The sequence below is a fragment of the Roseateles sp. P5_D6 genome (genome assembly GCF_054049415.1).
In genome coordinates, this window is sequence record NZ_JBFUMK010000025.1 from 1 (window position 1) to 19345 (window position 19345).

At 64.3% G+C, this 19345-nt stretch carries 22 protein-coding genes and 2 pseudogenes; 17 read left to right on the top strand and 7 right to left on the bottom strand.

The window, feature by feature from the left end; translation table 11 throughout:
- Positions 1-384: SMI1/KNR4 family protein (locus tag ACXJKM_RS25620; RefSeq protein WP_457356023.1), on the top strand; the 384-nt coding region annotated here is incomplete at its 5' end.
- 388 nt (positions 385-772) lie between these two features.
- On the opposite strand, the gene ACXJKM_RS25625 is transcribed toward ACXJKM_RS25620, so the two are convergent.
- The 4 genes and pseudogenes from ACXJKM_RS25625 to ACXJKM_RS25640 all read right to left on the bottom strand — a co-directional run bounded on the left by ACXJKM_RS25625 (position 773) and on the right by ACXJKM_RS25640 (position 2371).
- Complete coding sequence (locus tag ACXJKM_RS25625; protein ID WP_457356024.1) at positions 773-1291, bottom strand: hypothetical protein; 519 nt, start codon at positions 1289-1291, stop codon at positions 773-775.
- Positions 1288-1707: pseudogene (locus ACXJKM_RS25630) on the bottom strand (IS66 family transposase); the annotation flags it as partial. The gene ACXJKM_RS25625 and the pseudogene ACXJKM_RS25630, both read right to left, overlap by 4 nt.
- A gap of 27 nt (positions 1708-1734) precedes the next feature.
- Positions 1735-1977 (bottom strand): annotated as a pseudogene (locus ACXJKM_RS25635) (S1/P1 nuclease); the annotation flags it as partial.
- A 16-nt stretch (positions 1978-1993) separates the two neighbouring features.
- The gene (locus ACXJKM_RS25640; protein WP_457356025.1) at positions 1994-2371 is read right to left on the bottom strand and encodes a hypothetical protein; all 378 of its coding nucleotides are present in this window, start codon (positions 2369-2371) and stop codon (positions 1994-1996) included.
- A gap of 212 nt (positions 2372-2583) precedes the next feature.
- On the opposite strand from ACXJKM_RS25640, the gene ACXJKM_RS25645 reads away from it, so the two are divergent.
- Complete coding sequence (locus ACXJKM_RS25645) at positions 2584-2748, top strand: helix-turn-helix transcriptional regulator (RefSeq protein ID WP_457356110.1); 165 nt, start codon at positions 2584-2586, stop codon at positions 2746-2748.
- Positions 2749-2755: 7 nt separating this feature from the next.
- On the opposite strand, the gene ACXJKM_RS25650 is transcribed toward ACXJKM_RS25645, so the two are convergent.
- Both ACXJKM_RS25650 and ACXJKM_RS25655 read right to left on the bottom strand, forming a co-directional pair.
- Entirely contained in the window at positions 2756-3067 is a 312-nt protein-coding gene (locus ACXJKM_RS25650; protein WP_457356026.1) for a hypothetical protein, read from the bottom strand.
- Positions 3068-3624: 557 nt separating this feature from the next.
- Positions 3625-3960, bottom strand: a complete 336-nt coding sequence (locus ACXJKM_RS25655; RefSeq protein ID WP_457356027.1) for a hypothetical protein — start codon at positions 3958-3960, stop codon at positions 3625-3627.
- Here ACXJKM_RS25655 and ACXJKM_RS25660 point away from each other — a divergent pair.
- Positions 3959-4756, top strand: a complete 798-nt coding sequence (locus ACXJKM_RS25660) for an autoinducer binding domain-containing protein (protein ID WP_457356028.1) — start codon at positions 3959-3961, stop codon at positions 4754-4756. The genes ACXJKM_RS25655 and ACXJKM_RS25660 overlap by 2 nt on opposite strands.
- 46 nt (positions 4757-4802) lie before the next feature.
- On the opposite strand, the gene ACXJKM_RS25665 is transcribed toward ACXJKM_RS25660, so the two are convergent.
- Entirely contained in the window at positions 4803-5858 is a 1056-nt protein-coding gene (locus tag ACXJKM_RS25665; protein ID WP_457356029.1) for a rhodanese-like domain-containing protein, read from the bottom strand.
- Positions 5859-6223: 365 nt separating this feature from the next.
- Between ACXJKM_RS25665 and ACXJKM_RS25670 the strand changes: the two genes are divergently transcribed.
- Genes ACXJKM_RS25670 through ACXJKM_RS25735 form a run of 14 tightly spaced genes read left to right on the top strand, consistent with a single transcriptional unit; the run spans position 6224 to position 19341 of the window.
- On the top strand, positions 6224-6583 hold the full coding sequence (locus ACXJKM_RS25670; RefSeq protein WP_457356030.1) for a hypothetical protein: 360 nt from the start codon (positions 6224-6226) through the stop codon (positions 6581-6583).
- A 9-nt stretch (positions 6584-6592) separates the two neighbouring features.
- Entirely contained in the window at positions 6593-7108 is a 516-nt protein-coding gene (locus ACXJKM_RS25675; RefSeq protein ID WP_457356031.1) for a lytic transglycosylase domain-containing protein, read from the top strand.
- On the top strand, positions 7105-7395 hold the full coding sequence (locus ACXJKM_RS25680) for a TrbC/VirB2 family protein (RefSeq protein WP_457356032.1): 291 nt from the start codon (positions 7105-7107) through the stop codon (positions 7393-7395). Before ACXJKM_RS25675 ends, ACXJKM_RS25680 begins: the two co-directional genes overlap by 4 nt.
- Before the next feature lie 15 nt (positions 7396-7410).
- Positions 7411-7743 carry a type IV secretion system protein VirB3 gene (locus tag ACXJKM_RS25685; protein ID WP_457356033.1) on the top strand — a complete coding sequence of 111 codons (333 nt, stop codon included), beginning with the start codon at positions 7411-7413 and terminating at the stop codon, positions 7741-7743.
- A complete protein-coding gene (locus ACXJKM_RS25690) occupies positions 7736-10213 on the top strand; it encodes a VirB4 family type IV secretion/conjugal transfer ATPase (RefSeq protein ID WP_457356111.1) in 2478 nt (825 codons plus the stop codon). The genes ACXJKM_RS25685 and ACXJKM_RS25690 overlap by 8 nt, the downstream gene beginning before the upstream one ends.
- Positions 10210-10638 carry a hypothetical protein gene (locus ACXJKM_RS25695; protein ID WP_457356034.1) on the top strand — a complete coding sequence of 143 codons (429 nt, stop codon included), beginning with the start codon at positions 10210-10212 and terminating at the stop codon, positions 10636-10638. The genes ACXJKM_RS25690 and ACXJKM_RS25695 overlap by 4 nt, the downstream gene beginning before the upstream one ends.
- A gap of 10 nt (positions 10639-10648) precedes the next feature.
- Complete coding sequence (locus tag ACXJKM_RS25700; RefSeq protein ID WP_457356035.1) at positions 10649-11749, top strand: type IV secretion system protein; 1101 nt, start codon at positions 10649-10651, stop codon at positions 11747-11749.
- An 18-nt stretch (positions 11750-11767) separates the two neighbouring features.
- Positions 11768-12463, top strand: coding sequence for a type IV secretion system protein (locus ACXJKM_RS25705; RefSeq protein WP_457356036.1), 696 nt, complete (start codon positions 11768-11770; stop codon positions 12461-12463).
- 34 nt (positions 12464-12497) lie between these two features.
- Positions 12498-13271 carry a virB8 family protein gene (locus ACXJKM_RS25710; RefSeq protein ID WP_457356037.1) on the top strand — a complete coding sequence of 258 codons (774 nt, stop codon included), beginning with the start codon at positions 12498-12500 and terminating at the stop codon, positions 13269-13271.
- Positions 13268-14161, top strand: coding sequence for a TrbG/VirB9 family P-type conjugative transfer protein (locus ACXJKM_RS25715; RefSeq protein WP_457356038.1), 894 nt, complete (start codon positions 13268-13270; stop codon positions 14159-14161). Before ACXJKM_RS25710 ends, ACXJKM_RS25715 begins: the two co-directional genes overlap by 4 nt.
- Positions 14158-15579 carry a type IV secretion system protein VirB10 gene (gene virB10, locus ACXJKM_RS25720; protein ID WP_457356039.1) on the top strand — a complete coding sequence of 474 codons (1422 nt, stop codon included), beginning with the start codon at positions 14158-14160 and terminating at the stop codon, positions 15577-15579. Before ACXJKM_RS25715 ends, virB10 begins: the two co-directional genes overlap by 4 nt.
- Positions 15580-15583: 4 nt before the next feature.
- Positions 15584-16669, top strand: coding sequence for a P-type DNA transfer ATPase VirB11 (gene virB11, locus ACXJKM_RS25725; RefSeq protein ID WP_457356040.1), 1086 nt, complete (start codon positions 15584-15586; stop codon positions 16667-16669).
- Positions 16666-18681, top strand: coding sequence for a type IV secretory system conjugative DNA transfer family protein (locus tag ACXJKM_RS25730; protein ID WP_457356041.1), 2016 nt, complete (start codon positions 16666-16668; stop codon positions 18679-18681). Before virB11 ends, ACXJKM_RS25730 begins: the two co-directional genes overlap by 4 nt.
- Positions 18682-18693: 12 nt before the next feature.
- Positions 18694-19341, top strand: a complete 648-nt coding sequence (locus tag ACXJKM_RS25735; RefSeq protein WP_457356042.1) for an OmpA family protein — start codon at positions 18694-18696, stop codon at positions 19339-19341.
- Positions 19342-19345: the final 4 nt, after the last annotated feature.

Below are 19345 nucleotides of genomic sequence, written 5' to 3' on the forward strand. Positions count from 1 at the left end.
ACCGTGTTGAACGCCTGGACTGAGATCAAGCGCATCCTGAGCGAAAAGAACTATCCAACGACGGGTCGGGCTTGGTTGAATCCTAGTGCGACGGTTGGTGACATTTTTGCGTTGCAGAACTTCATTGGCCACAAGCTGCCACGAAGCGTCAGCTCACTGATGCAGATTCATGACGGGGAAATCTATGGGCCCCAGCTGCTTTACGGGCACAAGTGGTTGTGCATCAGCGAGCTTCGGTCCCTCTGGAAGGAGAGCAGGTACTTCTATGTGGGAGAAGAACGCCGTCCCATATGGGAGGGGTCGGCCATCCTCATTCGCCCATTTGTCGCCCGTGAGTGGCTGGCGATAGGGCACGACACCATCGGCAACTACATCGGCCTTTGAACCCGACGCCGAGGGCGCGGTGGGACGAGTCATTAGATTTCGCAGAGGTAAGGACGAAAAGACGGTGATCGCGGCGAGCCATGAGGACTTCATCCGAATGCTCGTTGCCGATCTCGAAAACACGACCTGGACGGGAAGTCGGCTCCTGTGGCCTGCGACCGCCGCCGATTTCCTACCCGCAAGCGTCGATGAAGCTTGAGGTCCGCTCGGCGGAAGGTGGCCAGAGTGCTTCGCGGCTCGCGCACGGCACCCTTCAGGTTGGCGTAGTCAGCGCGTCTGTGAGCAGGTCGACATTGCGCGGCACGCAACAGCGATGGTCTTTGCCGCCCGTCGACCCGGGGGAAGCGTAAGCGCGGCCTGACGGCCCTCTTGACCGAAGCGCAGTAGCTCAGATGTCGAGCACGTGGCGCAGCAACCCGAAGCCCACGCGCCACTTGGTGCCGTCGCCCGGATCGATGCTGGCGGTGCGCTCGTTGATGCGCACGATGGTGCCGACGACTGTGTTGAGGTACTTGTCCTCGAAGGCGACCTTCTCGCCGCAGCGGAAGTCGTTGCGCGTGGGTCGGGGTGCTGCGGGTGCTGGCGCGGCTTCGGTCTGTCGCGCCGCAGCGTTGGGAGCCGGCGGCTCGATGGCCGCATAGGGCAGCTTCCACTCCCGGCGCTCGCGCAGGTCTTGCAGCGTGACCTGGGTGTCGCGCAGGGCCACGACCTTGCCTTCACGCAGGCTGCCATCGCGCCAGTCGAGGAAGCGCACCGTCTGGCCCAGGTGCATGTCCTTGCGGACCGCGATGATGCGTCGCGGGTCGGCCAGCAGTCGCTCGATCAGCGTGCTGAGCTGGAACAGCTCCAGGCTGCTGGCCTGGTGAAGGACGTCCAGCAGCCGTGGATCGATGCTCGGCCCGCTCATGCCGCCGCGCGCACTTCTTCGTCGGCGTCCTGGCTGGCGATGTTCCAGGGCAGCAGCTCGTCGATGCAGTTCACCGGATGGTCGGCAATGCGCAGCAGCACGTCGCGCAGATACGCCTCCGGGTCAAGCCCGTTGAGCTTGGCGGTCTCGATCAAGCTGTACATCGACGCCGCACGCTCACCACCCGCGTTCGAACCCATGAACAGGTAGTTGCCGCGCCCGAGCGCCACGCCGCGCAGCGCGCGCTCGGCCGCCGAGTTGTCGATCTCGATGCGGCCGTCGTCCACGTAGCGCGTCAACGCCTTCCAGCGTGCCAGGCTGTAGCGAGCGGCCTTGGCCAGTTCCGACTTCGTCGACACCTGCGTCAGTACACCTTGCAGCCAGAGGTGGTACCTCTCCAGCAAGGGACCGGCACGCGCCACATAGGTGCAGTCGTCCTCAGGCAGATTGACATAGTGCAACGGCGCAGTGACGCGTCGACGGATCTCGTCCGCCCACGTCGAGACCGACACCATGCTGGCGCCCGGCTCCAGGCTCAACAGCCGGTCTACTTCTGCTCGCGTGGACGGCATCAGCTGTCGCTCGGCCAGCTCCGCGATCAAACGATGCGCATCCGCGCCCCAGGCCAGCGCGTCAAGCGCGACGACGGAGCTCAACACGAGCACGAGAGTCTTCAGATAGCTCATGCCGGCTTTGAAGCGATCAGGCTGCACGCGTAGCAGCCGGCACCGAAAGCTCTAGCCGCTGACCAAGTTCAAGTGCGAAGCGGACGGCCGCCTTCGTTCCCATGTCGGCCCGTCCCGAGGCTATGTAAGTGTTCGCAGTACGCAGGGTTCGACGGATGGACTCGATCGCGTCTGAGATTTCATCGCTGCTGCGCTTCAGCGAAATCGTCAGCCGAAGAACCTGAACGCCTCGCTCCAACTCGCGCAAATGGGACAGCAACTGGCGCTGCCACGGCTTGGATTCAGGGGTGGCCTTCAAGATGGCCTGGGTGAGGTCATCCAGGTCACCGGCGACCTTGATCAACTCTTCCAGGGGAGCGGCATTGCTGTCCGGAACGGGTTCAGGGGCATCCATGGGAACTGGAACTTGGAAAGTCGAGAGCGGCTTGAGGCCCAGAGAATCTCGGCTGGGAGTGCGGTATTCGAGCCCGAATCCAGCACGCCCAGGACGGCACGGAGCCACTAGATTTTCCATGACCGCCCATCGGAGATCGTGAAGTGCAGCTCCCATCGCCCACAGCGTCTCAGTGCATGGCCAGCGAGACACGGCCTGTCGTGATGCTTCGCATGCCCACGGTGCGCCGCAGAACCGCCCTCGGAAGATCGACCATCTATCGGCTGATGGGCCAAGGCCTCTTCCCACTCGCCGTGCGGCTCGGCCCACGCGCCGTCGGCTGGCGCGACACCGACATCGACCAGTGGCTCGAACAGCGGCCAGACGCGTCGCATTGAACTGCGCTCAAGCGGAGAGGGCAATCGCGGCCTTCAGCACCAGGCCGGCTAGCCACACCGAGAAGACGATCCGCCCCCACTTCCAGGTGGTGAACCAATAGCGGTTGTTCAGGCAGATTGCGCGATGCAGCCGGCTGAAAGCGGCCAGGACGCAGACTGCAATCATGGTCGGGCCGAACACGCCCGTGGCCGCGGGAATCTTCGCGAGAGCAAGGATCCAGGCAGCGGGCCACACCACTGCGTCGATCGCCGACAGGCACTGCCGGCCAGTCCAGTACGGCGCATCAGGCCGCGCCGGGCGCATCACGACGAACCACATACAGACCTCCTGTCGACGGACACATCGTCCACAGGCAAGCAATGACGCAATACCTGTGGCGCGATTGCACGGGATCGGCGCCTAACTTTGATACTGCACGGCAACCTTTAGTAAACGTTCCGTCGCGTTCGACAACGGGCCGCATCGCGTTCATGCCAAACGATCCCGCCTGGACGCCCGCGCGGCCTCAGAAGGTCCGAAGCGATCCAATTCCTATGGGTGAGGCAGCACCCTGAAGTGTGGGAAGACGCCATCGATGCAAGCGCGCGAAAACCTTTTCACCTAACGAACATCGGTAGTGCAACGGGTCATCTGGAACGTTATGGGACAAGACAGTGGTGCGCCTATCCGTAACTGTCGTCACATTTCTGATACAGCCGTGTCGTGGACACGATCTGCCGCGTGAACTGGAATTCGCCAGCGGCCGCATTTGCGCGCCGCCCGAATAGCCGCCCTCAAGAGCGGCCCGACGGCCGATTGGCACGTAGGAGATAGGGATGAGCGATTGGCAGCCGAGCGACGCCCCAGCGGCAATAGACCAGGACCCAATGCAGGTCTCACACCGACGCCGCGACAAAGTTGACGAGCCCGCAAGAGCCCTCGGGCCCAAACGAGCCGCGCTGCACGCCCGACGCGCGCGAGCCGCGCCGACGTGCATTGCCGCGCCGCAGGGCACCTGCCTGCTTGCGTGCAAGGACGCCAGCGTCGCCTTCGCGCTGCACCCCACACATGCCGGCCTGCTGATCGAGCGGACTCAGTGCCAGCCGATGGGCGCGCGCCTTGTGCAGACTCTGCTCTTTGAGACCGTCAGCCGTTTCGAGCGCTGGTGCGACGCCGAGCCAACTCGCTTCGACGAACCCATGCTCTACGAGCAGCTTCGCCGAGAAGGTCATGAAGCATTCGGCAGCGAACGGTGAGCTCTTCAGTCTGGCCGCGCTCGCTGGCGCGCCTGACTACGGCGCCCGCATTCTGGACATCCTTCCCGAGCTAGGGGACGCCCTGACGGCCGACGTCGCAGTCGATCTGTTCCGCCAGGTTCTGGTGCTACTCGGCGCGGACGCAGGCGTGTTCATGAGCTTTGTGCGCGACGACGCAACCCGGGCCTCCTACCGGTCCCTGTTAGTGTGCGACCCGATGTGGGCCTCTGAGTACGCCCGCCGCAACTGGTTCGAACGAGATCCGTGGCTACGCCACGCCACGCACGACACCGAGCCCGTGCTCGTCAGCCAGCTTCTCCTTCTTCCTGCTGAAGAGGAATTCGCCAGGACCTCCGCCACGCTCGGCTTCGCCTCGGCCGTCATTGCACCGGCACCCACCAGCGCCGGTTCCTCACGCGTCGGCGTGCTCTGCCTGGGATCCCATAGCCCCTGCTTCTTTGATGACGAGGGGCTTCGAAAGATTCGCGTCCTCGCCCGCGCCCTCGCCATGGAACTGCATCGGTGGCTGCAGAACACCATTCGCAACGAGCTGCTGGCCAGGTCACGCGTCACTACGGCAGATCTGGAACTGCTGAGGCATGAAGAGGCGGGTCACTCCAGCAAGGTCATCGCCGCACAAATGAACATCGAGCCCAAAACCGTCGACTGCCGATTCCAGCGCATCAGCGCCAAGTTGGACGTACCGGATCGCAGGACCGCGGCACGCGTCGCCAGGCTCTACGGATTGTTCGACCAACCTGGCACACGGTAGGACGCGCGCCACAACCTGCACCGACCCTTCCCGCGCCGCTTGGCTCCTAAGCCTCGGAGCTCCAAAGCCCATCCTTGCCGCACCATTCATCGACGACAGTGGCGACGGACTCGGGAGCTAGAGAGGGCAGCGCGACGAGCTTGGGTTCCTTGCTCCAACTCTCAGCTTCCCTACAGTGCTCGACGTAGCCAGTGATGATCTCCGACAAGGCCTCGATTTCCTGGCCCGAGCTGGACAGTTCCCGCCATCGCTCGAGGACTGGGGTATCTGGGCGCATCGTCGACGCAGAGATGGCGGCGAGCAGCTGTCCGGTGCCTGCCCCTTTTGACCTTAGGCAGTCGCTCCAGGCGTTTGCGCGCTCACGCAACGGCACGACGAGCCTGGCCCCGCTGGACCTCAGCAGCGCGTCGCGAAGCGCTGGCGGCAGCACCAAGGTTCCAAGGCCGCACAAACTGACCCTGACCCAAACGGGACGCCGTGGATCCAGCCTTCTCATGGCGTCGACCAGTGCGGTCTCGAAGGCGGCCTGGGCGGGAGGCTTGTCACCTGCCAATGTCAAACCAGGAACGAGACGCTGGCCTGCCATGGCAGGCAAATCGATCACTTGCTCACGGCGCTTGGACAGCCGGTTGACGACCTTTGACATGCCGCTGACCGGCGGCGCGACGAGCGGCCGGAACGTCAGTGCTCGTGGCAACACATCCAGGCCCGCGGCTACCCAGCGGCGGTAGCTGGACCAGCCGCCCGCCAGAACATCCACGACGTAGCCCGCAGACCTCAGCGGCTCGGCCCAGATCAGGCTGTCCAGGCCGCCGCGGTCACAGTAGACCAATAGCTCGGCACCCTTCTGCAGGTGACCGATCGAGCCAGAGAGCAGATAGGGCAGGACTGGCCCGGCCTCTCGGACTCCGATCGACGCCGCAACCCAGCCCGTTTGGCGGTCGCCGGTACCGACCGGCACGTTGACCGCGCCGGGTATGTGGTCCTCCTGGAACGCTTCGGGACTTCTTGCGTCGATGACCAGGGCATAGGACCTGAATTCCTGAACCTCGATCTGGTGCGGATGAACCAGTGCGTCAAGGGACGCCAAGGGCGTGCGCATCTTTTGACCTGCAACCAGCAGTGCTGGAAATCGGCCCGAATCCAGCAGCGGACCGAGTGGGTTTGACTTCTAGATTGACTTCATGGCTCCCAACGAGCCGCCACGGGATGCCCCTCCCAAGGCTCCCAACTCTGAGGTTAGTTGTGATGTACCCGATCCGGAATGTAGACCCGTCACGCGACGGTGCCAAGCCGAACCGACGTGCCACTCGTCACAGTTTGGCAAAGCCGCTGACAGCCTTGCTAACGCTCAGCATCAGCGTGGCACTGCTGGCGCCAGAGCGCGCACACGCCGTTGATGGCTGCGTGGTCTTGCTGTGCTTGGCGGCGCCCAGCTGGCGCAACATTTCTGAATGCGTGCCGCCCGTGCGGCAGCTGTTGCGCGACCTGGCTCGCGGCCRCCCCTTTCCGAGCTGCGCCATGGGTGGCGCCGGCAACACGTCCAGCCATGCCTGGGCTAGCGCGCCCGGCAATTGCCCCCAGCAATACACCCGCGTCTACCAGGGCCCAAACGAGCCGATGTACAGCTGCGATTTCAGCGGCTCGATTTCCGTGTCGGTGCAAGGCGCCCCTTTCACGCGAACCTGGTGGAGCCCGACCGGCGACTCGGTGACCGAGTACAGCACCGCAGCAAAGAGCCACCTGGGCAGCTGGGACACCCGTTTTGACGACGACTACGCCGCTTGGCTGGCGGCGAATCCGGCGCCTCCGGTTCCCACACCTTGAGACACCATCATGGACGCGCCCGCCTTCCTCGCCCTCGCCATGACCTGCGCACCTGGCGTCCACGCCAGCACTTCGCAGGCGCTCGTCAAGGTCGAGAGCGACTTCAACCCCTGGGCCATCGGCGTCGTCGGTGGCCAGCTGGAACGACAGCCTCGTCACCAGGCCGAAGCCTTGGCTACGGCCAGAGCGCTCCAGGCCAGCGGCTGGAACTTCAGCGTCGGACTGGGACAGATCAACGTCCGCAACTTCAGCCGGCTCGGCCTGACGCTGGAAACCGCGTTCAACCCCTGCGCCAACCTCGCGGCGATGCAGTCAGTTCTGACCGACTGCTTCGACCGGTCCAGCGCTGCCAAAGGGCACCAGCAAGCGGCACTGCGACGCGCGCTGTCTTGCTACTACAGCGGCAATTTCTCGACGGGCTTCCAGCACGGGTACGTCCACCGCGTCCTCACGGCATCCCGAGAAGTGCCAACCCTTTCCCCCGCCCCCACGTCACCTGCCATGCAACCCAAGGAGAAGACATGAACTGCATCAACCAAGCCAAGCGTGCCGCGCCCGCCATGGCCATGCTGGTCCTCGCCACGGCCCAGAACATGGCCGTGGCCCAGGGCTTTCAAAAGGTCAACACCACCGTGACCAACGTCAGCACGATCCTGGTGACCATTGCGGTCGCCGTCGTGACGATCGCGATCATGTGGGCCGGCTTCAAAATGATCTTCCAGGGTGCCCGCCTGGCTGAAGTCGCCAATGTGCTGATGGGCGGCACGCTGGTCGGCGGCGCCTCCGCCTTCGCAGCCTTCATCGTCAACTGACGCCGCGAAAAGACCATGCAAGGCGAAGCCATCTACAAGGGCGCCACGCGCCCCGCGATGAAGCTGGGCATCCCCCTGGTCCCGCTGGTGGTGCTGTTCGGCACCGGCATGCTGCTGATCATGTGGGGTGGCACGCTCCTCAGTTGGTGGATCGCCCTTGCGGTGGTGCTCGGCATCTTGCCGACCTTGCTGTGGATGCGCTTCGTCACCGCCAAGGATGACCAGCGCTTCCACCAAATGTTCGTCGCCTTGCGGCTGCGCCAGCGGGATCGGAATCACCGTCTCTGGCACGCCCGCAGCTATGCGCCCAGCCACTACAGGGGAGCACGCAATGCTCGACATGTTTGACGGCACGCCCAAAGCGGCCCGGGTCGCCAACGGCCGCGCCGCACGGCCGCGACTCTGGGCCCAAGTTCGCAACGAAAATTCGCTTGCAGCCTTCATCCCCTTCTCGTCCCTGGTCACTACGCACGACGTCATCACCCGCGGGGGCGACTACCTGCGGGTCTGGCGCCTCGACGGCGTGCACTTCGAGTGCAGCGATCAAGACCGCCTGGCCGAGCGGCACGAGGCTCTGTGCAGCCTGCTGCGCAACCTCGCCGGTGGTCAGTGGGCCATCTGGACCCATCGGCTGCACCGCTATGTGGTCGACGCCCTGCAGGATCCCCAACAGCCGGGCTTCGCCCAGGACCTCTCGCGTGCCTATCAGGCGACGCTGGATCAGCGCCCCATGATGAGCAACGAGCTCTACCTGACCCTGGTCTACCGCCCCAACGTCTCCAAGTTCAGCCGCGCGCTCCAGCCCCGTCAACGCACCCGCGTCGCGATCGCCGAAGCCCAGGTCGATGCCCTGCGCGCCATGGAAGAGCGGACCGCCCTGGTTGATCGCGTACTGCGAGGGTTCAGTCCGAACCTCCTTGGCGCCCGCCAACAGGGCAGTCGCGAATACTCCGAGGTGGCCGAGTTCCTCGCCTACCTGGTCAATGGCCGCTGGCGCGCAGTCCCTCTCACAGCCGGTCCGCTCTACCGAACCTTGCCCACCGCCCGCCTCAGCTTCGGCGGCGACAAGCTTGAGCTGCGTCACGGCGATGAGCGCCGCTATGCCGCGCTGGTCGACATCAAGGAGTACGCCGACGCCGTCGAGCCAGGCGTCCTCAACGCCCTCCTCTACGAAGGCAGCGAGTTCATCGAGACTCAGAGCTTCTCCATCCTGCCGCGGCGCGAGGCGATGCGCGCCCTAGAGCTGCAGCGCGACCAGCTGATTGCCAGCGACGACGTCGTGGCCAGCCAGATCGCTGAGATGGACGTGGCATTGAACGAGCTCGGCGATGGCCAGTTCTGCATGGGCGAGTACCACTACTCCCTGGTCGTGTTCGGCGACAGCGTCATGGACGCGGGCCGGCGCGCAGCCAAGGCCATCGGCGCCGTAGGCGAATCTTCCAGCCTGCAGCTGGCCCCCGTGGACCTCATTGCAGATGCCGCCTGGTTCGCCCAGATGCCAGGCAACTGGCGCTGGCGCCCCCGGGAAGCCAAGCTGTCCTCACGCGCCTTTGCTGCGCTCTCCAGCGCCCATAACTTCGCCTGCGGCAAGCGAGACGGCAACCCCTGGGGTGAGGCCCTGGCCTTGCTGCGCACGCCTTCCGGCCAGCCCTTCTATCTGAACCTGCACAGCAGCCCCGATGACGAGGACTCCGAGGACAAGAAGCTCCCCGGCAACACACTTCTGATTGGGTCGACCGGCGTGGGCAAGACGACGCTGGAAATGTTCCTGCTGACGCTGACGCGCAAGTGGCAGCCCGCGCCGCGCCTCGTGCTCTTCGATCTCGACCGCGGCTGCGAAATCGCCATCCGTGCCCTGGGCGGGCGCTACTTCACCCTCGAAGCCGGCAAACCGACCGGCTGCAACCCACTGCAGTGGGAAGCGACCCCAGCGCGCGTCCAGTTCTGGGAGCAGCTCATCAGAACTTGCGTCGCAACGCCGGCTATGCCGCTGATGCCCAGCGACGAGAGGGCCATTGCGCATGCGATCCAGTCCGTCGCCCTGATGCCTCCGGCACTGCGACGCTTCTCGACGGTCCGGCAGAACCTTCCCAAGACCGGCGAGAACAGCCTCTTCGAGCGCCTCGGGCGTTGGTGTGAAGGCGGCGCCCTCGGCTGGGTCTTCGACCAGGCCAATGACCGCCTGCAGGACCTGCACCAAGCCTCGGTTATCGGCTTCGACACCACCGAATTCCTCGACCTCCCAGAGGTCCGCACGCCGGTCATGATGTACCTGCTGCAGGTCATGGAAGAGTTGGTCAACGGCGAGCGCCTGATCTACGTGATCTCCGAGTTCTGGAAGGCACTCGACCACGAGATCTTCAGCAACTTCGCCAAGCAGAAGCAGAAGACCATCCGCAAGCAGAACGGCCTGGGTATCTTCGACACCCAAAGCCCGTCCGACGTGCTGCGCCATCCCATCGGCCGCACGATGGTCGAGCAGAGCGTCACCAAGATCTTCCTGGCCAACCCCGAGGCGGTGCGCGAGGAATATGTCGACGGCTTCGGCCTCAGCGAGGCCGAGTTCGAGATCGTCCGCGGCCTCAGCGCCCAGGGTGGCCGTCGCTTCCTGGTCAAGCAGGGCCAGGCCAGCGCCATCTGCGAGCTCGACCTCGCCGGCCTGGACGACTTCATCACCGTGCTTTCCGCCACCACGGACAACGTGGCCCTGCTGGACGCGATCCGCGCACAGCATGGAAACGATCCGTTTCAATGGCTTCCAGTTCTCCTCAGCGAGGTACAGGATCGCAGGCTTCGTACCGTTAGGAGAGCCGCATGAAATGCGTCCTGAACTTCCTCGTCGCAGCAGCAGCGGTCCTGGCATCGGCCACGGCCCAGGCCCAGTTCGTCAAGGGCAATGAAGCAGTCAAGGCGTTGCCAAACGGCACCAAGCAGGTGGAGACGCCGCCGCTGCCCTTAGCTGGTCAGGCAGCGAAGGTGAAGCCATGCGCCATCGGTGCGGGTTGTCAGTCCGGGCCATTGCACATGGTCGAGACGCAGTCGGGTCTGAAGGAATGCACTGAGCCTTTTGCTCGCGAAGGCACATGCCGCGATTCAACCTACGGCTCTCAGAAGGTTTCGCGCCTCTGGATTGCCAAGAAGGGATCGACGTGGATGTGGTGCCAGTTCCCGGATTTGTCCAGCGTTTGCGCGGACATGAACGCTCGCCCCCCGCTCAACCTGCCTACATCGGCAGTCCAGTAGGAGATTCGCCATGTTCAATTGGGTCGGAAATCAGCTGACTACGGTGCTCAACACTTACGTGCTGAACGTCGTGACGGCCCTCATCGCGGCCATCACGCCGATCGCGCTAAGCGTGATGACCATCTGGGTGCTGATGTACGGATGGGCCGTCCTTCGCAATGAAGTCTCCGATCCTCTTCCTGCGTTCGTGTGGAAGGTCTTCAAGATTGGCCTGGTGCTCGCGGTCGCCCTGCAAGGCAGCTTCTACATCGGGACAGTCGCGGACACCGCTAACGACCTGGCTATGGGTGTAGCAACAACGTTCCTCCCGGCAGGCGTGAGTCCGACAACGGTCACGACACCGTACATGCTCCTCGACAACTTCAACGATGAGGCCAGCGCGCAGGTAGCGGACATCATGAAGAACGCGAGCATGTTTCGGCTGGATCTCGTTCTTGCAGCGGTCATCTTCTCTATCGGCTCGATCGTCTTCCTGTGCATCGCGCTATTTGTGGTGACGCTGTCGAAGGTGTTCTTGTCATTTGTGATCGCGGTCGGCCCACTCTTCGTGCTCTGCCTCGCGTGGCGCCCTACTGCGCGCTTTTTCGACAGCTGGCTTTCGATGGTCCTCAACGTCGTCGTGCTGACTTGGTTCGCCTTCTTCGCTCTTGGCCTAAGCACATTTCTCGGCCAGCAGATCTTCCTGGCTATCAAAGCCGGCGGTGGCTTCTTGGGTGTGAACTTCAACGTCCTGGGCGAGGCAATCCGGTATTGCATCCTCATGATCCTGATGGCGATCATCTGCTTCCAGGCCCCCAGCCTCGCCTCAGCCCTAACAGGCGGTGCAGCGGTTCAACAGGGCATCCAGATGATCCAGAACGCGCTGATGGTCGCAGGTCTGCGGTCACCGTCGCGGTCCGGCCTCGCCGGCGCAGCTGGAGCCGCAGGTGGCACGGTCAGGGCCGGGACTGGCATGGCCTATGCCGCCGGGCGAGCGACTGGCGCCACCGCATCAGCAGCGAGGAACCTCGCCTCTGGAGCCATGGGTGGGCGGGCCAGCACGGCTGCCAATGGATCGCAGGTGCCTGCCTACAAACGCGCTGCGATGCGCGGCCGTTCGTCCAATCAGTAGTTCGCAAGGAGCACTGCCATGCAAGTTCGACTCAAGCTCGCCGCTGTCGCCCTCATCGCCTCAGGTGCGACGGGCGCCAATGCCTCCGGCATCCCGGTGATCGACATCGCCAACCTGGTCCAGACGATTCAACAGGTGATGAACGACATCACCGAGATCAACAACCAGGTGCAGCAGATCACGCAGCTGCAGGCACAACTCAACAGCATCAATGGCGCCCGCAACCTTGGCAACGTCTTCAACAGCCCTGTGCTGATGAACTACGTCCCTGCGAGGAGCTTCCAGAAGTTCAACGCCATCAGCCTCTCTGGCTACTCCGGCCTGACGAGCACCGCCAAGGCGCTGCGCGACACCGGAATGGTCTACAACTGCCTCGACCTGCAGGGCACCGCGCGCACCAGCTGCCAGGCCGCTCTGGCCCAGCCCTATCAGCACAAAGGGCTCCTTCAGGACGCGATGACCTCAGCGGCTGGCCGACTGTCCCAGATTCAGGCCCTGATGAGCCAGATCAACGCCACTCAGGATCAGAAGGCCGTCCAGGAAATCCAGGCCCGCATCGGCGCCGAGAACGCCCTGCTCGCACACGAGATGTCACAGCTGCAAATGGTTCAGGGCATGGCCGACAGCGAGGACCGCATCGCCCGGTCGCGCGACCGCGAAAAGCAGTACGAAATGCTCAATCGCACGGGCAAGGTCTCGACCTATCTGCCCTGAGGCACGACTCGCCCCCTACCCAAGAGAGGTCTACATGAGTGCAATCCTGGTGCCAGGATCAGCTGCCGCATTGCCTGATCGATCCACCGGCAAGCGCGGTCGATCTGACGAACCCGTTCCGCTCGACGCGAACCGCGCGTGGGAAGTCGACCGCGTAGAGGTGCTTGAACGCTCCGAAAGGCGAGCCTGGCGCGTCGCGTCCGCTGGCATGGCCCTCGGGTTGATCGGCATCGCGGCGGTTTTCGCGCAGGGGCCGCTGCGCCGCGTCGTCGAGATCCCGATCGTCGTCGACAGGGTGACCGGCGAAGCGACGGTGCAACAGCGGCTCGACGTCGAAACCATCCCACCGCTGGAGGCCCTCGACAAGCACAACCTGGCGACCTTCGTGCGAGCCCGAGAGGGCTACAGCTGGATGTTCCTGCAACGCGACTTCGATCAGGTCGCTCGCATGGCCGTGCCAAGCGTCTTTGCCGGCTACAACCGGCAATACGAGGGCGACGGGGCGCTGCAAAAGAAGATTGCTGGCAGCGAGGACTGGCGCATCAACGTCATCGGCGTGCGACTGGCGGCATCCGGCCGCCCCGGCAACCAAGGCGAGGCGACGGTCACCTACGAGAAGGTCGTGAGACTGGTAGACCGCAACCTGCCCGAGGTGAAGACACGCCATGTGGCGAGCGTCGTCTTCCAGTACCAGCCCAAGGTCTTCGCCAAGGAGCAGGACCGCCTCGAGAACCCGTTCGGCTTCGTCGTCACGGCCTACAGGTCGGACCCCGAAATCAACACCGCACCGCAAGAGGTCAAGCCATGAAGTGCCTGACAGCCTGCAGCCTCGTCTGCACTCTTTTTGCTGCGATTCCTTCTGGTGCAGCGACCGACCCGCGCCTGCGCGAGGTCGTGTATGACCCGGGGGCCGTCGTCACCGTGCCCGTCAGGCGTGGCGTCGTCACCGTCGTCTTGCTGGGTGCAGACGAAGCCATCGCCGATGTCGCTGCAGGCCTCGGTGGCGACTGCGCCAGCGTCGATGCAGCCTGGTGCATCGCAGCCCAGGCCGGTGGCAGAACCCTGTTCGTCAAACCCAAGGGCGCAGCCCATGCCGCCAACACCCTTGCAGTGGTGACGGACAAGCGCATCCACAACTTCAAGTTCGCCGTCCAGGCCGACGGCGACACGACGCCACCGATCTATCGGCTCGTCGTGAAGCCTCCCGTCCCGCCTGTCCAGCGCCGGCCACCCGCCGATCTCGCGCAGCTGCTGCCCCTTGCGCCTCTCCCTGCTGCACCGAGCCCCGAACAGATCGTCGCCGAGCGCCTCAAGGCCAAAGCGCTGGTGATGAACACCCAGTACGCCATTGCAGAAGGCCGCGACTCTGAAGACATCGTGCCCACGCTGGTTTTTGACGACGGCCGCTTCACCTATCTGCGCTTTCCTGGAAACCGGGAAGTTCCAGCTGTGTTCCATTTCCTGGGAGACGGCAGCGAGGCCCTGGTCAACGCTCGGATGGAGGATGACCTCCTCGTTGTCGACCGGGTCAGCCGCCGCCTGATGCTGAGGGCGGGGTCGGCCGTCGTCGGCCTGTGGAACGAGGCCTTCGACCTGGACGGCGCCCCGCCCATCGACGGCACGGCGGTGCCTGGCGTGCAGAGGGTCCTCAAGACCGTTCAGGCCAATCCGGGCACTGCACGAGGAGCAACACCATGACTATGCCCGCACGTGCCTCCTCAGATGAGGCTGACCTCGGCGCCAGCACCCTCCATGACGACAGCACGTTTGCCGCCCTCCCCGGCGAGCCTGGCATCCCCAATGTCGCCGCGCCGCGGCGGATGCACTTTTCTCGCAAGGGCTTGCTGGCAGTCGCCTTGCTCGGAGGCTGTCTGATCGGCCTGTCCGCCTTCGGTATCCAGCGATTCGCTGCCTCGGGCAAGAAGGCCGACGCGGAGTCCAAGCTTGCAGGCGACAAGCCCATGGCCGCGGCGGCGGAGCCACGCAAGCTGGACATGCCCGCATCGCCGGCCTCGGACATCGCCCGCTCAGCATTGCCTCGCATTCCCGCTCTGGAGGCAACAGACGCGGAGGCGGTAGAGCCCATCGGCGTACGCCGGACCGGAGCCGGCGCGCCCAGCTCCAAGAATCCCAACGCGGTTGCCCCCGAAGACGCTCCCGTCCTGCTGGTCAGCTCCCACGCTGGCGCCATGAATGGCGTGCCAACGGGGAATCGCCTCGACGGTACGACAAACCCCGGCCTCGGACAGCCAACGGGAGTCGATTTGAACGACCCGGTCGCGGCGACCTCACGGAACCTGCAGGCCTATCAACGGCAACTGCAGGGGATGCTCGACAACCTGACGAAGACGGCCGACCTTGCCACCGGCGCTGTCAACACAGGGGTACAAGGACTGCCGATAGGAAATGCGTCGTCGATGAGCATGCCGGGCGCGCTCCCCACTGCGTCCGCGTTGTTCGGCGGCCAGCTCCAGGGATCGGCCACGCCCAAGGTTGCCGCATCAACACTGGGCAACCGAAGCCTGACGCTGCCCAAGGGGACGTCGTTCACATGTGCGCTGAAGACTCGCGTCATCAGCGCGGCTTCCGGCCTGGTCGGTTGCCAGGTCCAGCGAAATGTCTACAGCGACGACGGTCGCGTGCTGCTGATCGAGCGCGGCTCGCACATGGACGGCGAATACCGGATCACATCGGTCCGCCCCGGCATGGTCCGCATCCCGGTCCTATGGACCCGCCTGCGCACGCCGCACGGCGTCACGGTGGACATCGACTCCCCGGCTACCGGAAAGCTCGGCGAGTCCGGCATTGACGGATACGTCGACAACCGCTGGTGGGAACGCATCGGCGCCGCCATGCTGCTCTCGCTGATCGACGACTCGGTGAAGCTGGCCATCCAAAACCAGTCGAGCGACCGGGGTGGCGACACCATCGTGCTGCCCAGCACCACGGCGAACACCAGCAAGCTCGCCGAAAAGGTGCTGGACAGCACCATCAACATCCCGCCGCTGATCTACCAGAACCAGGGCGGCATCGTCGGCATCTACGTCGCCCGCGACGTCGACTTTTCGTCGGTGTACGAGCTATTGCCCACATCGGGCGCACCGCGCCAGCAATGACATCATGGACGCGACGTGCCACGACACAGATCTCGCGGACTCGAGCTGGCGCGGTGACGCGACATCGGTTGTCGAATTCCTGCGACCTCTTCGCGAACACCTGAGTGCCCCCGGCGTCCTGGACGTTTGCGTCAATCGTCCGGGAGAAGTCCTCGTCGAGACGGAAATGGGTTGGGAGGCGGCGAGCTCGCCAGACATGACCTTCGAACGTTGCATGTCTCTGGCCACCGCGGTTGCCACCTATTGCGATCAGCAGATCAACCAAGAGCGCCCGCTGCTGTCCGCGACCCTGCCAGGGGGCGAGCGCATCCAGTTCGTCATACCCCCAGCAGTCACGCGCGGAACGGTTTCGATCACGGTGCGCAAACCCTCCGCGGTGATAAAAGGGCTGACCGAGCTTGAACGCGAGGGACTCTTCGACAGGACGCTTGCATCAGCCCACGGCGATAGCGAGATGCTCCCTTTCGAAAGGGACTTGCTGGAACTGAAGACTTCAAGACGATTCGCCGACTTTCTGCGGCTGGCAACCATGCAGCGTCAGACCTTGGTCGTGAGCGGACGGACCGGCTCTGGAAAAACCACTTTTATGAAGGGCCTCGTGCAAGAGGTCCCCAAGCAAGAACGTCTCATCACCATCGAGGACGCAGCCGAGTTGGCTTTGCCGAATCACACAAACGTTGTCCATCTGTTCTATAGCAAGGACGGGCAAGGGACTGCGCGAGTCACGCCAAAGTCACTCTTAGAGTCGACGCTGCGCATGCGGCCAGATCGAATCTTTCTCGCCGAAGTCCGCGGCGACGAGTGCTTCCATTTCGTCCGTCTCGCTGCATCCGGCCACCCAGGCAGCATCACCAGCGTCCACTCGGGCAGCTGCGCATTGGCCTTCGAGCAGATGGCCTTGATGATCCGCGAGACCGGCGCCGGCGGTGGCCTGACCATGGACGAGATCAAACGACTGCTGCACCTCGTCGTCGACGTCGTCGTCCAGTTCGACCGCGACGAGCGCGGCCGCTTCATCTCCGAGATCCACTACGAGCCCCGCGCCCGCCGGCTGGGAGGAGGCGCTCATCAGGAAGCGGTCTCACCATGAGCACCGGTGCCGCCCTGCCCTTCTCGGCCTGGTCTGCCGGGCGCAAGCTTGCTGCTGTCGTGTTCGGGCTGGCAGGCTATACAGCACTGACCTGTGCGGCGGTCTACGTGGCTGGCGCGCTGTTCCTGATCCTGAACAAGGCCAACCCAAGCCAGGCCCGGCTCACAAGCATCGCCCACTACTGGCAGCTCTATGCCGGTGACCCGCCGCTGCGCAGGAAGCTGCAGATCGCTATCGGTACGTCCGGCGCAGGACTTCTCGTATTGCTTCCCATCGGCCTCGTGGCGGCCGCCCGGCAGCGGCGACCGCTGCATGGCGACGCCCGGTTCGCGACCGTCGTCGAAATCTCGCGTGCCGGCCTGACGGGTGGAGACCGGCCCGGCATCCTGGTGGGTCGCCACGGAGGGCGATATCTGGCCCTGTACGGCCAGCTCTCGGTGATGCTTTCGGCGCCAACTCGCAGCGGCAAGGGCGTCGGCGTGGTCATCCCCAACCTGCTGAACTGGCCTGACTCCGTGGTCGTCCTCGACATCAAGGGCGAGAACTTCGACACCACAGCAGGCTACCGCGCGGCCCACGGTCAACCGGTCTATGCGTTCTCGCCCTTCGATGACAACGCCCGCAGCCACCGCTGGAACCCGTTGACCGCTGTACGCGTCAGTCCCATGCACCGCGTCGGCGATCTGCTGATCATCGGCCATGTGTTCTTCCCGAACGACGGTAGTGGCACTTCGTCAGAAGCCTTCTTCAACGACCAGGCCCGCAATCTGTTCCTCGGCCTGGGCCTGGTGCTGCTGGAGACACCCGAGCTTCCTCGCACCATCGGTGAAATGCTGCGGCAATCCTCCGGCAAGGGCAGATCCCTGCGCGAGCATCTAACAGGTGTCATCGCGACGCGCGCCGAGGAGGAACGGGCGTTGACCGACGAATGCACCGACGCGCTGCAGCGCCTGCTGTCGAACTCGGACAACACCCTGTCCAGCATCGTCGCCACGTTCGTCGCACCGCTGACCATCTTTGCGGACGCCATCGTCGACGCGGCGACGAGCGCCGACGACTTCCACCTCGACGACGTGAGGCGGCGCCGCATGTCAATCTACGTGCGCATCCCACCCAATCGGCTGGCCAACGCGCGACCGCTGCTGAACCTCTTCTTCTCCCAGCTGGTCAGCCTGAACACCCAGCATCTCCCCGAGCAAGACCCGACGCTGCGCTTTCAGTGCCTGCTGGTCAACGACGAGTTCACGGCCATGGGTAGGGTCGGCGTCATCACCAACGCGGCGGCCTTCTTGGCCGGCTACAACCTGCGCCTGCTGACGGTCGTGCAGGCAATGTCTCAGCTGGACGCCGTCTACGGCGACAAGGAAGCACGCACCTTTGCAACCAACCACGGCCTGCAAATCCTCTACGCGCCGCGCGAGCAACGCGACGCTGACGAGTACAGCGCCATGCTCGGCCACTTCACTGAGCGCGCCACCTCTCGTGGCCGCAGTCGCTCCTTCAGCGGCCACAGCCACACGACGGTCAGCCGCAACGAGAGCGAACAGCGGCGCGCACTGCTGCTGCCCCAGGAATTCAAGGAACTCGGCAGCGAACGCCTGGTCGTCATCGTTGAGAACTGCAAGCCCATCCTGGGCGAGAAGATCCGCTACTACCGCGACAAGGCTTTCCGGGACCGGCTGCTGCCGCCTCCGATCGTGCCTGCAATGGATGTGGAGCTCCACCTGGCCCGCGTCCAGCAGCGCTGGCGCTTTGCTGACGACGAGTTGGAGCCTGGGGAAGGCATCGACATCGAAGCACTGGCCCACGACCTCGCCCAGCTGCCCGATCGACTTGAAGGCCAACCGGACCGGATGGCCGAGATCCTGCTCGACTTCTTTGGCGCCGATGGATCAGCGTCCACAAGTATCGGCGGCGCCATCGAAGCCCTTGCAGACGAAGACGGTGTGCTGATCGTCCAGCACGAGATAGAGCGCAACGATCAGCCCACCCGCGAAGCCATCTACCCCTGAAGGAGCACCGCCATGCGCGCGCCCATCCTCCTGAGCCCCTTCTTGCTGTCGTTGACGCTGCTGGCGTCTTGCAGCTCGCCACCCAAGCCGCCGACCGTTGACGAGTCGCGCAAGCGGCCCGTCAACACCGCCCTGGCCGTCGAGCTGCAGGTCTGCAAGAACGACCTTCAAAACACGCGCCTGCTGGCCACTGAAGCTGGTCGAATGGCCGAAACGTCTGCCGCAACCCTGCTCAATCTGTCGGCGAGGCAGCAGGCGCTTGCCAACCTTCAAGCGGCGGACCGACCGCAGGCCCAAGGCAACAGTGTCTACAGCGTGCGCTTCGACTACGGCAGTGCGCGCGTCGACATCCCGGCCGAAGTGGCTGGCGGATTGGTCGACGAGGCCAAGGGCGCCCCGCTCGTGATGCTCCGCGGGCGCACTGATGGAGTAAGCGACACCGCAACCGAGAGCCGTGTGGCGCGGGACCGCGCAACTGCGGTTCGAGACTACCTGGTCGCGGCCGGCGTTGAGCCCTCTCGCATCCGCGCCACCTACCAGCCGACCGGCGACTACGTCGTCGACAACGCCGGCCCCAGCGGTCGCGCCCTGAATCGCCGGGTCGAAATCGAGATCTACCGCACGCTGCCCCTTGCCGTGGCGGTCTCTACTCAACGCTGACGGT

Excerpts from the sequence above, each read along its gene's own strand:
- ACXJKM_RS25695 (WP_457356034.1), top strand. The coding sequence starts at position 10,210 with ATGAAATGCGTCCTGAACTTCCTCGTCGCAGCAGCAGCGGTCCTGGCA.
- ACXJKM_RS25730 (WP_457356041.1), top strand. The coding sequence starts at position 16,666 with ATGAGCACCGGTGCCGCCCTGCCCTTCTCGGCCTGGTCTGCCGGGCGC.
- ACXJKM_RS25715 (WP_457356038.1), top strand. The coding sequence starts at position 13,268 with ATGAAGTGCCTGACAGCCTGCAGCCTCGTCTGCACTCTTTTTGCTGCG.
- ACXJKM_RS25665 (WP_457356029.1), bottom strand. The coding sequence starts at position 5,858 with ATGCGCACGCCCTTGGCGTCCCTTGACGCACTGGTTCATCCGCACCAG.
- virB11 (WP_457356040.1), top strand. The coding sequence starts at position 15,584 with ATGGACGCGACGTGCCACGACACAGATCTCGCGGACTCGAGCTGGCGC.
- ACXJKM_RS25685 (WP_457356033.1), top strand. The coding sequence starts at position 7,411 with ATGCAAGGCGAAGCCATCTACAAGGGCGCCACGCGCCCCGCGATGAAG.
- ACXJKM_RS25680 (WP_457356032.1), top strand. The coding sequence starts at position 7,105 with ATGAACTGCATCAACCAAGCCAAGCGTGCCGCGCCCGCCATGGCCATG.
- ACXJKM_RS25690 (WP_457356111.1), top strand. The coding sequence starts at position 7,736 with ATGTTTGACGGCACGCCCAAAGCGGCCCGGGTCGCCAACGGCCGCGCC.
- ACXJKM_RS25655 (WP_457356027.1), bottom strand. The coding sequence starts at position 3,960 with ATGACCTTCTCGGCGAAGCTGCTCGTAGAGCATGGGTTCGTCGAAGCG.
- virB10 (WP_457356039.1), top strand. The coding sequence starts at position 14,158 with ATGACTATGCCCGCACGTGCCTCCTCAGATGAGGCTGACCTCGGCGCC.
- ACXJKM_RS25640 (WP_457356025.1), bottom strand. The coding sequence starts at position 2,371 with ATGGATGCCCCTGAACCCGTTCCGGACAGCAATGCCGCTCCCCTGGAA.
- ACXJKM_RS25735 (WP_457356042.1), top strand. The coding sequence starts at position 18,694 with ATGCGCGCGCCCATCCTCCTGAGCCCCTTCTTGCTGTCGTTGACGCTG.
- ACXJKM_RS25705 (WP_457356036.1), top strand. The coding sequence starts at position 11,768 with ATGCAAGTTCGACTCAAGCTCGCCGCTGTCGCCCTCATCGCCTCAGGT.
- ACXJKM_RS25700 (WP_457356035.1), top strand. The coding sequence starts at position 10,649 with ATGTTCAATTGGGTCGGAAATCAGCTGACTACGGTGCTCAACACTTAC.
- ACXJKM_RS25650 (WP_457356026.1), bottom strand. The coding sequence starts at position 3,067 with ATGTGGTTCGTCGTGATGCGCCCGGCGCGGCCTGATGCGCCGTACTGG.
- ACXJKM_RS25675 (WP_457356031.1), top strand. The coding sequence starts at position 6,593 with ATGGACGCGCCCGCCTTCCTCGCCCTCGCCATGACCTGCGCACCTGGC.
- ACXJKM_RS25660 (WP_457356028.1), top strand. The coding sequence starts at position 3,959 with ATGAAGCATTCGGCAGCGAACGGTGAGCTCTTCAGTCTGGCCGCGCTC.
- ACXJKM_RS25645 (WP_457356110.1), top strand. The coding sequence starts at position 2,584 with ATGCCCACGGTGCGCCGCAGAACCGCCCTCGGAAGATCGACCATCTAT.
- ACXJKM_RS25710 (WP_457356037.1), top strand. The coding sequence starts at position 12,498 with ATGAGTGCAATCCTGGTGCCAGGATCAGCTGCCGCATTGCCTGATCGA.
- ACXJKM_RS25625 (WP_457356024.1), bottom strand. The coding sequence starts at position 1,291 with ATGAGCGGGCCGAGCATCGATCCACGGCTGCTGGACGTCCTTCACCAG.